Annotated in this window: 11 protein-coding genes; 8 read left to right on the forward strand and 3 right to left on the reverse strand. The window is 62.6% G+C overall.

Features of this window, described 5'->3' with window-relative positions:
* Positions 1-1113: 1113 nt before the first annotated feature.
* The 3 genes from PV772_RS17170 to PV772_RS17180 all read right to left on the reverse strand — a co-directional run bounded on the left by PV772_RS17170 (position 1114) and on the right by PV772_RS17180 (position 4201).
* On the reverse strand, positions 1114-2199 hold the full coding sequence (locus PV772_RS17170) for an ATP-binding protein (protein WP_321214885.1): 1086 nt from the start codon (positions 2197-2199) through the stop codon (positions 1114-1116).
* A 774-nt stretch (positions 2200-2973) separates the two neighbouring features.
* Positions 2974-3264, reverse strand: a complete 291-nt coding sequence (locus PV772_RS17175; protein ID WP_347886927.1) for a hypothetical protein — start codon at positions 3262-3264, stop codon at positions 2974-2976.
* Between the two features lie 52 nt (positions 3265-3316).
* Complete coding sequence (locus tag PV772_RS17180) at positions 3317-4201, reverse strand: sugar phosphate isomerase/epimerase family protein (protein WP_347886928.1); 885 nt, start codon at positions 4199-4201, stop codon at positions 3317-3319.
* Positions 4202-4449: 248 nt separating this feature from the next.
* Here PV772_RS17180 and PV772_RS17185 point away from each other — a divergent pair, with 248 nt between their 5' ends.
* The 8 genes from PV772_RS17185 to PV772_RS17220 all read left to right on the forward strand — a co-directional run bounded on the left by PV772_RS17185 (position 4450) and on the right by PV772_RS17220 (position 14043).
* Positions 4450-5448 (forward strand): substrate-binding domain-containing protein, encoded by a 999-nt coding sequence (locus tag PV772_RS17185; protein ID WP_347886929.1) that lies wholly within the window; start codon positions 4450-4452, stop codon positions 5446-5448.
* Positions 5449-5515: 67 nt separating this feature from the next.
* The gene (locus PV772_RS17190; RefSeq protein WP_347886930.1) at positions 5516-6565 is read left to right on the forward strand and encodes an ABC transporter permease; all 1050 of its coding nucleotides are present in this window, start codon (positions 5516-5518) and stop codon (positions 6563-6565) included.
* Between the two features lie 12 nt (positions 6566-6577).
* On the forward strand, positions 6578-7501 hold the full coding sequence (locus tag PV772_RS17195) for an ATP-binding cassette domain-containing protein (RefSeq protein ID WP_347886931.1): 924 nt from the start codon (positions 6578-6580) through the stop codon (positions 7499-7501).
* Positions 7502-7614: 113 nt separating this feature from the next.
* Positions 7615-9045, forward strand: coding sequence for an aldehyde dehydrogenase family protein (locus PV772_RS17200; protein WP_347886932.1), 1431 nt, complete (start codon positions 7615-7617; stop codon positions 9043-9045).
* Between the two features lie 24 nt (positions 9046-9069).
* Positions 9070-11016 (forward strand): 3D-(3,5/4)-trihydroxycyclohexane-1,2-dione acylhydrolase (decyclizing), encoded by a 1947-nt coding sequence (iolD, locus tag PV772_RS17205; protein WP_347886933.1) that lies wholly within the window; start codon positions 9070-9072, stop codon positions 11014-11016.
* A complete protein-coding gene (locus PV772_RS17210) occupies positions 11013-11786 on the forward strand; it encodes an aldolase/citrate lyase family protein (RefSeq protein WP_347886934.1) in 774 nt (257 codons plus the stop codon). Before iolD ends, PV772_RS17210 begins: the two co-directional genes overlap by 4 nt.
* A gap of 26 nt (positions 11787-11812) precedes the next feature.
* Positions 11813-13024 carry a Gfo/Idh/MocA family oxidoreductase gene (locus PV772_RS17215; RefSeq protein WP_347886935.1) on the forward strand — a complete coding sequence of 404 codons (1212 nt, stop codon included), beginning with the start codon at positions 11813-11815 and terminating at the stop codon, positions 13022-13024.
* 2 nt (positions 13025-13026) lie between these two features.
* A complete protein-coding gene (locus tag PV772_RS17220) occupies positions 13027-14043 on the forward strand; it encodes a LacI family DNA-binding transcriptional regulator (protein WP_347886936.1) in 1017 nt (338 codons plus the stop codon).
* The last annotated feature ends 21 nt before the right edge of the window (positions 14044-14064 follow it).

Consider the following 14064-nt stretch of genomic DNA (forward strand, 5'->3'; position numbering starts at 1 on the left):
GCCGTCATTAGGTTCGGCATGTCCGGCTGGTGGGTACCGTTCGGGCCGTCCTAGTGGGCTCCGATCAGACTGTCATATTCAGCCGGATCGCCGATATTCCTAAGGAGGCATGAGGCACACCCATGAACAGAGTGAAAAGCCTCGTCAACAGAGGGGAATGGAGTCAAGGAATTCAGCAAACAAGACGCCGAGCGGAGAAAACGCCTCTCACCCCGACCATAGCCAGGATGCGTCAAGTAGAAGCAGAACATCGCCACGGCATTGCTATACGAGCGCAGCGTCTTCAGACTGATCGGCTTCTCACCAGACCCAATTCGGCCAAGAAATCATCACTATCTACCGGACGCCATGGCCACGGAAACTCAGCTGTGAACTCCTGGAACCGTTCCAGCAGCTGCGTGCGCTGCCTGATTGTCTGCGTCGTGAGGCTACGGCCAGCATCTGCGAACGGCAGCCATCCAACATGGCCATAAAAACGGTTCGTCGGCCCTAAACAGCCCAGCATCCGGGGCCACCAGCATTATGGGGACGAAATCCGGGAAGCACAACATTGCAATCCATAACCATGGAAACATGCATTAGATGCAGGAAACCTACAGCGGCGGGGCGATGCAAGGCAAATTCGTGGCTCGGCCAACCGAATGCTGTCGGGCACCACAAAGGTTGTCTGAGCTGCGGAAAGCCGAATTCGTCGCGGGACGGGATGTGGCTTGTCAGGATAGATGGCGAAATTGCCAGTCAGATGGCGAGCTGAGGAGCTTGGCTAGCAGGGAAATCGCACTGTCCCTTGCTGGCAACGGTGCAGGCGAACGGACCGAAGTATGCGCCCGTACGAACAGAGCGCCGCCGGCTCGCGTTGCCATCGGAGTTGGCGAAAGGCTCGGCTTCAGGGTCGTTCGGGCTTGGTCTCCGGCGCCTATGCCAAGCGACGACCCGATCCAGAGCTGACAATGTGCAAGTTTTCGGGCGATCTCACCAGCGCTCCGCCAACTCGCTGCAAGGATTCGCCAGATCGTTTGGCAATTCGCCAACAAGGCTGGCAAGCCACGCGGGAGTTTCCGCATCCACCGCTCCTCCCACCGTTCAAACGCCGATAATGGCGATTCCGTCAACCTACTCGCGGAGGTATTGGCGGAGTCCCGGGATTGCGAAGTCCACTTTGCCGTAGCCGGCGGACTCGATCAGGCCCGCAGAGATGAGCCTGTTCCGGTATTTGGAAATGACGTTGGGCTTGGCTTTGAGGATGGCGCCGATCTGGCCGGCGGCAGAGGGTCCGTCTTGGGCGGCCATGGCGTCGAGGAACTCGCGGTCTCTGTCCGAGATGTCCGACAGTGCTGACTCGACGACTACTAAGGTGTTCCGTCGTTGGGCGGCAGCGATTCCACGCTGAACGTTGGTCTGGTCCAGTTTCCATCCTGCCTTGTCGGCTTCGAGCCAGAGGTAGTAGCCCACCAGTTGGATCAGGAAGGGATACCCCTCCGTGGCTTCGGCGGCCTTTTGGATGAGGTCGGGGGAGATGCTGATGCCTCCCTGGTTGAAGAGCTCGCTGTACGATGCGGTGACTTCGGCGATGGCTGCTTCGTGGAGATTGATCCTGTCGGCCCGCCGAAGGAAGGTGGCCACTCCTTCGTTAAGGAGGTCGGACACGGCTGATGGCAAGCCGGCGAAAATCAGGCCGATCGGCAGCCCGTCGCGGATGAAGTGCTGGACGTCGGCAGCCAGTTGGGCAATTTCTGTCCTGTCGACGGCATGGATCTCGTCGATGGTGATGATCAGTCCTGTGCCTTGGGCGTCCAGCAGGCGCAGCAGTTCGTTCCCGGTCCGGCGCCAGTCCACGGACCGTTCCGGAGGGAGCTGGGTTGTCAGTCCGAACCCGGCTGCGGAGAAGGCGGTGATCTTCCGGGACGGAGGCCCGTCCCCGAGTTCGTCAAGGAGGCGGAGCATGTCGTCGCCAACTCCGGCGAGGAAACCTGGGGTGGCTGTCCGGGAGATCACGGCCCACCCCTGATTTCGGGCGATACCTTCGGCTTCGCTCAACATGACCGTCTTGCCGATGCCTCTGGAGCCAGTGATGATGGTCAAGAGCCCAGGGGCTCCGGAACCCTGCTGCAGGCCATACTCGAACTCGTCGAGCAGCCCGGCCCGCCCGACCAGCTCGGGAGGCGTAGCTCCGGCCGTCGGCTTGAAGGGATTCTGCACCGCACCCTCCTCGGGTGAAACTGGGTGAAACTGGTGAAAGTGGTGAAACTCCTGCCACGATAACCAGCCTCTCGACCAGAAGCAAGACGGTCCAGGGGAGGCGGTAGTATCGGGGCCATTCAGGTCGTCCCACCGGCCGGGGAACCTGCCATCGGTTGCCCACTCCCAACCGCTCCATGCCTGAGGGGCGCACGGATTGGCGGCTGCTGGCCGCCAAGTCATGCATCAATCGCTCTGGCCCTACGTCCTCCGGTTTTCATCCCGGCACCGCCGCTCCGTGTGTGGCGTCAGAATAGTGCGAAATTCCGTTTTATTGACGGTGGCTCATGATGTTCTTAGATCCCACCCTGACAGTCGGAAGGGAAGGAAACGGGGTGGGGTAGTTCGAGAAGAGTCAAATAGTCCAAAGAATCTGGACTTGATGACGTCCCGTTTGGGGCAGGGGGTGGAGATGTCACATGTCGTGGCTGGACGGGCCCCTGAGAACAAGCAGGAACTCCGCCCACAGGCCTAACCCCTCCCTGCTCAGGCGGTTTTGACATCAGGTTGGGGTGTGATCCACTCCTACACGAAAAGGGGATTGGCTTCGGCTGAGCACTCGCTTCCCCATGGCCGATACACGCCACTGAGAAATCGAAATGGGCACAGAGTGTGCCTACGTCGGTGTCTCCGACAGCGTTTGTCCTGGGTTGTTCGAATGGAATCAGGGGTCCATGTGGGTGCCGACGGCACTAATGGGAGCGTGACCGGGAGCTCAGCGCTGCTGGACTTGCGTTAAGCAGAGCGTGGGAGCGTTTCCCACTTGTATTCGATCCAGACGGTGTAGCCCTGGGCTCGCTCATAGAGGGCCCGGCTTTCCCCTCCATTGGCGGCGATCCATAGGATTCCGTCGTCGGCAGTCACCGCCTCTACAACACCGGAACGGACGACACGCTCTCCCAGCCTGACTTGGACGTATTCTCCTACCACCTGATACCAGTCGTACTGAAGGTACAGTTTGTCTTTCACCGGCTCTCTTCCTTCCTTTCCCGGCATATCGAAGCCGCAAGCTGCTACCAGATTCACTCTTGCCGGCCTCGAAGTTTCGTGAGGTGCTGTTGTTTACGCTCGCGACCGCTCATACCGGCTGGGCATGGGCAACTTGCGCTGGAAAGCAAGCCAGAGCGGTCGAGTAGGCGGCTTTGAGGGCGTCACGTACGGGAAGCTTCCGGTGCTCGTTGGAAAGAATTTCCACACCCCAAGGACCCTCGTAACCGAGCTCCTGCAGTGTACGAATGAAGCCGGTCACGTCCTGGTCGCCCTCGCCACACAGCCGCCTGTTATCACGGGTATCTTCAAAAAGCGTTCCCCTGATCTCGTCATCGGCGTCGTTGAGCTCAACTCCGAAAATCTGGTCCGCGGTCACGCTGGCAGCAACCTCCTCCAGAGTCGTCCCGGCCCTGTAAACATGCCAGTAGTCAACAACCAGCCCACACTCAGGCATGCCCACTAACCGCATCAGGTCGGCAGCTGCAGGTATGGACGAAACAGCGGTGAAAGGAATGGGCTCGAGCGCGATCCGGGTGCCTCGTGCTTTTGCTTCCGCAGTCAGCCGCCTGAGTGGATCAACGAACACGCTCAGGTCCGCTGCCGGCTCCCCGAAAGCTGTGCCGACTTTAATGAAACGGGCCCCGAGTGTCTCGGCAGCATCAAGGAGCAAATCAAACCTTGGCCGCCAGTTGTAAAGAAGTTCCTCGTCCCACCAGTCACTGAGAAGTTCCACCTCGATGTACCGGAACCCTGCTTCATCGATAAGTTTGCGGAGCGCACGAAAACCCATGGTCGCCTTTGCTTCGACCAGGTCGTCGTACACGAGACCGAACCCGGCCCATCCTGTCGATGCCAGGGCCTCAAGCCGGTCGGCGATCGGAACAGGACTTGTTTCAGGTTTCCGCATGGGAGCAGCATCCCCTGCGCTGGTCCAGCAGGAAGCCACGAGCTCTGGGACAGAGGCGTCGTTCATCGTTCTCCTTTGAAGCAAATGTGGGGGGAGGGGGAGGCGCGAATGTGCGCTAAATCATGTAACCACAGATCGTTGGAACGGTCCATTGACAATTTTTTCTGCCCGACATACTGTTGGACCGTTCCACTTTGCGAGGTGGATCACACAACATCCGTTCACATCGAACCTACGGCTTCTATTCCCGCCATGCTGCGGCATCGTGCAGGAGTGCTAAGAGCAGCCGAAAGCACGAATCAAAGGAGATTTACGTGACGAAGTTCAGTTGGCGCCGGGGCCTTTCAGTCCTGGCCGTCGTCCCGTTGCTGGCATTGGGGGCATGCTCCAGCAACGGTGGTAAGGCCGAGACTTCGGGCGGGGGAGCAGCTGCGGCTGGTCAGGTCGCAAACACGCCCCACCTGAAAATTGCAATGATCACCCACGCGGAGGCGGGCGACACGTTCTGGGACATCGTCCGCAAGGGCGCCGAGGAAGCGGCGGCCAAGGACAACGTTGAGATCCTCTACACCAACGACTCCGACGCTGGCCGCCAGGCACAGCTTGTGCAGCAGGCCATCGACCAGAAGGTCGACGGCATTGCGGTCACCATCGCCAATCCAGGCGCCATGAAGGACGTAATGAAGAAGGCTGCTGACGCGGGCATCCCGTTGGTCAGCTTCAACGCCGGTGGGGACGTTTCCAAGCAGCTCGGAGCATTTACCCACTTTGGCTCCAACGAGACGCTGGCTGGCGAAGCTGTTGGTGCCAAGCTTGCCGCCGACGGTTACAAGCACCCCATCTGCGTCATCATGGCCCAGGGACAGGTCCAGCTCGAACAGCGCTGCGCCGGCGTCAAGGAAAAGGAACCTGCCACGGAGATTCTCTACGTGGACGGCAAGGACATGACCGCCGTGCAGTCCACGGCAACGGCCAAGCTGCAGGCCTCCAAGGACGCTGACGTCATCATCGGCCTCGGCGCCCCGTACACCGTCACCATCCTCAAGGCGGTAGCTGACGCCAACAGCTCGATCAAGGTCGCGAGCTTTGACCTCAACCCGGCTCTGGCCCAGGCAATCAACGACGACAAGGTTCTCTTCACCGTGGACCAGCAGCCCTACCTGCAGGGTTACCTCGCAGTAGATGCCGTGTGGCAGAACAAGCGTGGCGGCTTCAAGGTCGGCGGCGGCCAGGCCGTCCTGACCGGCCCGACCATCGTCGACAAGTCCACCATCGCTGACGTCCTGAAGAACGTCCAGCAGGGCATCCGCTAACCGAAGAGTTCGGGCTGCGCGACGCGCAGGCGTCGCGCAGCCCCGATCATCAAGGAGTTCATACCTCATGGCTACTACAACTGCCCCGGCATCGGCGCCGGTTATTGATGAGCGGATCGGACGCCGGAGCCCCCTCCAAAAGCTCCTGACCCGCCCCGAGGTCGGTGCCCTGGTGGGCGCGATCGTGCTGTTTGTATTCTTCTCTGTTGTCGCCCCCACGTTCCTGCAGCCCAACTCGTTCGCGACGGTGCTGTACGGTTCCTCGACCATCGGCATCATGGCCGTCGGTGTTTCACTGCTGATGATCGGCGGCGAGTTTGACCTCTCGGCCGGCGTGGCAGTGATCTCCTCGGCCCTCACAGCTTCCCTGTTTTCCTGGTTCTTCTCCACAAACATCTGGGTCGGCGTCCTTCTTGCCCTCCTTACCTCGCTCGCCATCGGCTTCGTCAACGGGTGGATCCTGGTTCGGACCAAGCTGCCGAGCTTTATCGTGACCCTCGCGACGTTCCTCATGCTCACCGGCCTGAACCTCGCCCTCACCCGCCTCATCGGTGGTTCCGTGTCCTCCCCGTCAATCGCAACCATGGACGGTTTCACCGCCGCGAAGGCAGTCTTCGCATCATCGGTGACCATCGCCGGGGTCGAAGTAAAAATCACCGTCTTTTACTGGATCGTCCTTGTGCTCATCGCCTCCTGGATCCTCCTGCGCACCCGGGTCGGCAACTGGATCTTCTCCGCAGGCGGCGACGCAAACGCCGCCCGCGCCGTCGGCGTCCCCGTCACCAAGACCAAGATCGGCCTCTTCATGGGCGTTGGATTCTGCGGCTGGATCCTGGGCATGCACAACCTGTTCGCATTCGACGCCGTTCAGTCCGGCGAAGGCGTGGGCAACGAATTCCTCTACATCATCGCTGCCGTTATCGGCGGCTGCCTCCTCACCGGCGGCTACGGGTCTGCCATCGGCGGTGCCATCGGCGCCTTCATCTTCGGCATGGCCAACAAGGGCATCGTCTACGCACAGTGGAACCCGGACTGGTTCAAGTTCTTCCTCGGCCTCATGCTGCTCCTGGCCACGATCGTGAACCTCATCGTCAAGCGCCGAGCAGAAAGCAGATAGAGGGCCGGAACAATGAATGCACAACAGATTGACCAGCAGCAGCTCCTGAAGGATGAAAAGGACCCGCTGACGCACACTCCCGTGCACCTGCTCTCGCTGGACGGCATCGGCAAGCACTACGGCAATGTCGTCGCCTTGCGGGATGTGACCATGGCGGTCGATAACGGCCGCGTCACCTGTGTCCTCGGGGACAACGGCGCGGGTAAGTCCACCCTGATCAAGATCATCGCCGGCCTGCACCAGCACGACCAGGGCACCCTGAAGGTTCAGGGCGCGGAGCGGAAGTTCTCGTCCCCGCGTGATGCTCTCGATGCCGGTATCGCCACCGTGTATCAGGACCTTGCAGTGGTGTCCCTGATGCCTATCTGGCGCAACTTCTTCCTCGGCTCCGAACTCACCGTCGGGTTCAGCCCCTTCAAGCGCCTCGACGTGGCAAAGATGAAGGAGATCACCAAGAAGGAACTCGCCGACATGGGCATCGACCTGCGGGACGTCGAACAGCCCATTGGCCAGCTCTCCGGTGGTGAACGTCAATGTGTGGCCATTGCCCGCGCCGTCTACTTCGGCGCCAAAGTCCTCATCCTGGACGAACCCACCGCCGCCCTGGGCGTGAAGCAGTCCGGCGTCGTGCTGCGCTACATCCTGCAGGCCCGCGACCGGGGGCTGGGAGTCATTTTCATCACCCACAACCCCCACCACGCGTACCCGGTAGGTGACCGCTTCCTGCTGCTCAAACGCGGCAAGTCCATCGGCTACTACAACAAAAAAGACATCACCCTTGATGAGCTGACGGCGCAGATGGCCGGCGGAGCCGAACTTGCTGAACTGGCCCACGAACTCGAACAGCTCGGTGGCCACGGCGACATCGTCAGGGAAGTCCAGGCCGAAGTCGCCGACGTGGCACAGGACGGCCACAGCCTGCGCCGGCCCCGCTAGGGCGCCACACCGAGCCCGCCCCGCGCATACAGATAAGACCGAATAAATCCGGGAAGCGACCGCCATTCCCCAAGGGAAAAGCGAACCGCTTCTCAACCCAGATGGAGCAACCAATGGAAATGTTAGTAGCCGGAAATTGGCGAGGTGCCGCAGACGGCCGGGTCGAGGAAGTCCGCTCGCCATTTGATGGCCGGGTCATCGACACCGTACCGGTGGCGACCGTAGAGGATGCCCAGGCTGCCCTGGACCGCGCGGAAATCGGTGCCCACCTGCAGCGAGTCACCCCCGCACACGCAAGGGTGGACATTCTCTTGCGGGCTGCTGCATTGGCCGACGAACGCGCAGAAGACATCGCACAGACGATCAGCGCCGAAACCGGGAAGCCCATCACGGAAGCGCGGGGCGAGGCCGGCCGGTCCGGCAACATCATCCGGCTGGCCGCATACGAAGGCAGCCAACTGTACGGGTCCACCCTTCCCCTGGACGCCAACGCAGGGACCGGCCTGGACAAGATCGGCTTCACCCTCCGCCAGCCGGTCGGCATCGTCGTGGCGATCACACCCTTCAACTACCCGGCACTGCTGGTACTGCACAAGATCGCACCGGCACTGGCAGCCGGCAACTCAGTCGTCCTGAAGCCGGCACGCTCAACCCCGCTGACGGCTCTGAAACTCGCCCAGTGCTTCGTCGACGCAGGCCTGGCACCCGAAGCCCTCTCCGTCCTGACCGGGCCGGGCAGCAGCCTCGGCGACGTGCTTGTCACCGACCCCCGCGTCCGCAAGGTCTCCTTCACCGGATCCACCGCCACCGGGACACGGATCAGCTCCATCGCCGGGGTCAAGAAGCTCTCCCTGGAGCTTGGCGCTTCCTGCCCCGTGATCATCCTGCCCGACGCCGACCTCGAGCTGGCCGCTTCGGCCGTGGCCGCAGGCGGATACATCAACGCCGGACAGGTCTGCATCTCCGTGCAGCGGGTCATCGTTGACAAACGGGTTGAAACGGACTTCCTGGATGCGCTCGTCCCCAAGGTCGAAGCCATCGCAATGGGCAACCCCAAGGAAGAAGACACACGCCTCGGCTCGCTGATCTCAGAAGCAGAGGCCACACGCGTCCAGGCATCAATCACCGAAGCCCGCCACGCAGGAGCCAAGGTTCTCACCGGTGGTGAGCGTGAGGGAGCAGTCGTGACTCCTGCCGTCGTTGCAGGTGTGGACCCCCGCTCAAACCTGAGCCGCAACGAGCTGTTCGGACCCGCCGTCGCAGTTTCCTCCGCCCAGGACATCGAATCTGCCATCGCCCTGGCCAACGACAACGACTACGGCCTCGGCGCAGGCATCTTCACCAACGATGTCGCCGGAACGGTCCAGGCCATGCGCCAGATCGACGCGGGCAACATCCACATCAACTGGTCCCCGCTCTGGCGCGCCGACCTGATGCCGTACGGCGGGCTCAAGGGCAGCGGAATCGGCAAAGAAGGCGTCCGATCCGCTGTCCAGGAAATGACCGAAGAAAAAACGGTAGTTCTCCACGGGCGTCCCTGGTAGACCACTCACTCTGGAAATAAGGCAATGACTAACACCGAAACCATCCGACTCACCACGGCCCAGGCCTTGATCAAGTACCTGTCCGTTCAGCACTCCGTCACTGACGGCGTCCGCCGCCGCCTCGTCCCCGCAGCACTGGGAATCTTTGGCCACGGCAACGTCGCCGGACTCAGCCAGGCCTTCGACGAGATGTCCGAGGACATGCCCTTCATCCAAGGCCGCCACGAGCAGTACATGGCCCACATCTCCACCGCATACGGCAAGGCAACCCGCCGCCAGTCGGTCCTGGCCGTCACCGCATCCATCGGCCCTGGAGCACTGAACCTCGTCACCGCCGCAGGGCTGGCAACGGTAAACCGACTGCCGCTGCTGCTGCTGCCCGGTGACACCTACGCCACCCGCCATCAGGGACCGGTCCTGCAGCAGCTGGAACACCCCACCGAAGCTGACGCCACGGTCAATGACGCATTCCGCCCGGTCTCCCGGTTCTTTGACCGGATCACCCGGCCCGAGCAGTTGCTGACCGCCCTGCCGCAGGCCATGCGGGTGCTGACCAGCCCCACCGACACCGGCGCAGTCGTCATCTCCCTGCCCCAGGACGTCCAGTCCCACGCCTACGACTTCCCGGCCGCGTTTTTTGAGCCCCGGGACTGGAAGATCCGACGGCCCCTGCCGGACCCTGCAGAGGTTGAAGAAGTCGCCGCACTCATCCGCGCAGCAAAGCAGCCGGTCATCATTGCAGGTGGCGGCATCCATTACTCCGACGCCCACGCCGCCCTCGAAGGGCTCGCCGGCCAGGCCGGCATCCCTGTTGTCGAAACCTTCGGCGGCAAGGGCGCCGTTACCAAGGACGAGTGGTGGCAGGTCGGAGGCGTCGGGCTCGAAGGAAACTTCGCTTCTAACACCCTGGTCAAGCAGGCCGACCTGGTCATCAGTGTCGGCACCCGCCTGACCGACTTCGCCACCGGCTCACAGTCCATCTTCGAAAACCCGGACGTCCGCTTCGCTTCACTGAACATCGTCGACGCGGACACCCGCAAGCAGGGCGCCACAGGCATCCTGGCCGACGCCCGCCTCGGCCTCGAAGCCCTGGCACAGTCGCTGGAAGGACACACCACCAGCGAAGCCTGGCAGGAGACCGTCCACGCCGAAAAGGCCAAATGGGCGCCCATCCGGGAGCAGTGGCTCGATGCTGATACTGCCTACAACCCGGAAGAGCACCCGCACGCCCCGGTCACCGAGGCCGTTCTCACCCAGCCCCAGCTGATCGGCCTCATGCAGGAACACGCCCGCTCTGGCGACACGATCATCGCCGCAGCAGGAGGACCCCCCGGCGACCTGCAGAAGGTATGGGACGCGACCGGGAACCGCAACTGCCACCTGGAATTCGGTTTCTCCTGCATGGGATACGAAATCGCCGCCGGTATGGGCGTACGCCTGGCCGAAGGAAACAACGACAACCGCGTCGTGACCTTCATCGGCGACGGAACATTCCTGATGGCGCCCACGGAGATCCTCACGGCAGCCCAGGAAGGCCTGAACGTCACCGTCATTGTTTCCGAAAACCACGGTTACCAGGTCATCCACCGCCTCCAGATGAACCGCGTGGGACAGGAGTTCGGTAACGAATTCCGCTACCGCACCACTCCCGGCAGTGTCGCAGCCGTGGATTCGCCCAAGGCCCGCCTTGAGGGCGACTACCTCAAAGTCGACCTGCGCCAGATCGCCGAAGGCCTCGGCGCCCTGGCCATCAGGGCAACGACAGCCGCCGAAGTCCGCGAAGCACTCACTTCGACCCGCGACACCGAAGGTCCGGTCGTGATCGTGGTCCCGACGGTTCCCCACGTTGACCTGCCCGGCGGTGACGTCTGGTGGGACGTGGCCCCTGCCGAAGTCTCCGGGCAGGAATGGGTACAGAACCTGCGCGCGGACTACGAGCAGGCCCGGGAACGCCAGCGGTGGTTCGGATGAGCAGGAGTCCCTTGGACGCCGGCGCCCTCCGCCGCCGCCTGGCCGCCGGAGAAGTAACCGTCGGCACCTTCGTTGGCCTGTCATCAGCCACCGCCGCTGAAGTCTGCGCGGCATCGGGTGCAGACTGGGTCCTGATCGACCTGGAACACGGCTCAGGGGGGGAGGATGCCGTCCGCGATGGCGTCCTCGCCGCGGGAAGCTACGGCGTCCCCACGGTCGTTCGCGTCGAGTCGGCGGACCGGATCCGCATCGGCCGGGTTCTGGACCTGGGCGCCGCGGGCATCATGGTGCCGCGCCTGGACACTGTTGAACAGGCCAAAACATCCGTTCGGCACATGCTTTACCCGCCACACGGCGACCGCGGGGTCGCGACCTACAACCGCGCGTGCCGCTGGGGCATGGACCGCCGTCCGCTCACCGAGACCGCCCAGGAAACCCTCGGGGTCATCCAGATCGAGACCCTCGATGCACTGAATGCGGTGGAGGACATTGCGGCGCAGGACGGAGTGGATGTCCTCTTCGTCGGCCCGCTGGACCTTTCCTACGCACTGGGTGTGCCGCTGCAACTCGATAGCGTTGTGTTCCAGGAAGCCCTCGCCCGTGTTGTCGCTGCTGCGACCGAACATAAAAAAGCGGCAGGCATCCTGGCAGTAGACGGCATGGGCGCGGCAAAGTACGTCCGCCAGGGCTTCCGCTTCGTTGCCGTCGGATCTGACTCGACGATCATGGCAGCTGCTCTCCGCGACGCCTTCGACACCGCCCGCAACTGACCACCACCAAAAGAAAGAAAATTACCGTGAGCACTGAATCTCGCACCGTCGGCGTCGGCCTCATCAGCGTCGGCTGGATGGGAAAGCTGCACTCCCGCGCCTACCAGTCCGTTCCCTACGTCTACCCGGAGCTGGGCATCACGACCAAGCTGGTCATCGCCGCCGATACCGAACCCAGTCGGGTCAAGTTCGCACAGGAGGTCCTCGGGTACGCCGAAGGTACGACCGATTACAACGACGTCCTCAACCACCCGGACGTCGATGTCGTGTCGATCTGTGCGCCGAACTTCCTGCACGCCGAAATCGGAATCGCGGCCGCTAAGGCCGGGAAGCACTTCTGGATCGAAAAGCCGGTCGGACGCGGTTACGAAGAAACAGCTGCCGTGCAGGAAGCGGCCGTTGATGCCGGAGTCGTCACCTCGATCGGTTACAACTATCGGCATGCACCGGCCGTTGAGCACGCACGTGAACTGGTCGCCGCGGGGCGCCTGGGCCGGATCACCAACGTCCGCGCCGTGTTTTTCTCCGGCTACGCCTCCGAGCCCAACGGTGCGCTGTCATGGCGCTTCGACCGCAAACTCGCCGGCACGGGTGTCCTTGCGGATTTGTTCAGCCACGCAACGGACCTGTGCCAGTATGTAGTTGGACCGATCGCCGAGGTCACCGCGTTGACCAGCACGGTCTACACGCAGCGGCCCAAGTTGGCGATGGGCTCGGCCACACACTTTGCAGTGATCGAAAACGGGGAAATGGGAGAGGTTGAGAATGAGGACTATGCCGCAGCGCTGGTCCGTTTCGGCCCCTCCGCCCGCGGTGCAGGCGCTGTCGGCACCATCGAATCCTCCCGCGTCGCTGTTGGTCCTGAGTGCGGTTACCAGATCGAGGTCTATGGCACCGAAGGTTCCCTCAAGTGGGACTTCGAACGCATGAACGAGCTCAAGGTATGCCTGGGGCGCAGCAATGACGAACAGGGTTACACGACCGTCAACGCCAGCCCCCGCTATGGCGACTACGCGCACTTCCAGCCGGGCCCCGGAAACAGCATGGGTTTTGACGACCTCAAGGTGATCGAGGCCAAGAAGTTCCTGGTTGCCGTTACCGGTGGCGTCCAGGAGAACTCGAACATCCACGACGCGGCCAGCGCGGCAGCGATTGTCAGCGCTGCCGAAGCATCCGCACAGTCCGGGCAGTGGCAGAAACTCGAAGACATCACCGGTACTACCGCGGCACGGGTGTAACCATGACAACCGCACCCGCCAGGCGGCCAACGATCAGGGACGTGGCCGAACGTGCCGGCGTATCTAAGTCCCTGGTCTCACTCGTGCTTCGGGATTCCCCCCGGGTCAGTGCTGAACGCCGTCAGCGGGTGCTGGACGTCGTGGAAGAGATGGGCTTCGAGCTCAACCTCGCCGCGCGTTCACTGGCCACCCGAACCAGCGGAACCATCGGTGTGCTGGTCAGCGACCTGCACAACCCCTGGGCCTTCGATGTCGTCGACGCCGCCCGGCCGGTTCTGGAAGACGCCGGCCACACCGTACTGTTCAGTGCGGTGACGGCGTCGGCCGGCGGCGTTGACCTGTCCATGCTCCAGGCGTTCCGCGACCTGCGGGTCGCGGGACTCCTGGTGATCGGGACCGTCCCGGACAAGCACCCGTTCAGCCGCGTCGTTGCAGGGGAATCCGTCGTGTTCGCCGGCGGCGGCCCGGACTACATCGATACCGCCGACGTAGTCCGCAGCGATGACGCCCAAGGCATCTTCATGGTCGTCGAACACCTGGTGGAACAGGGCCACGAGCGCATCGCCCACCTGGGCGGCCTGGGCGGCTCCGTCGGTGAAGCCCGCGCCGAGGGCTACAGGGCAGCCATGGAAGCCCACGGTCTGGAACGCAACATCCAGATCGTCGGGGCGGACTTTTCCCAGGAATCGGGATACGTGGCGGCGCAACGGGCCCTCGGGGACTCCGGCCGGACACGCCCCACAGCGCTGGCCTGCATCAACGACCTCGCAGCCCTCGGCGCCATGACCGCAGCAGACGAACGCGGCATCGAAATTGCCGTCACCGGCTACGACAACATTTCGATCGCCGCGATGCCGCGCCTGGGGCTGACCACAGTCGATCCAAACAGCTCCACCATCGGCGTTGCGGGTGCCAAAACCCTGCTGCAGCGCATCCACGGCCAGGACGAGGACGGTTTCGTCCACCAGCCGATCACGCCGGAACTGGTCATACGCAAGTCCAGCCTGCTCGGCCTCTGACAAACCACACTAAAAGTACTT

Source organism: Pseudarthrobacter sp. CC12, assembly GCF_039907755.1.
Taxonomy (GTDB): domain Bacteria; phylum Actinomycetota; class Actinomycetes; order Actinomycetales; family Micrococcaceae; genus Arthrobacter; species Arthrobacter niigatensis.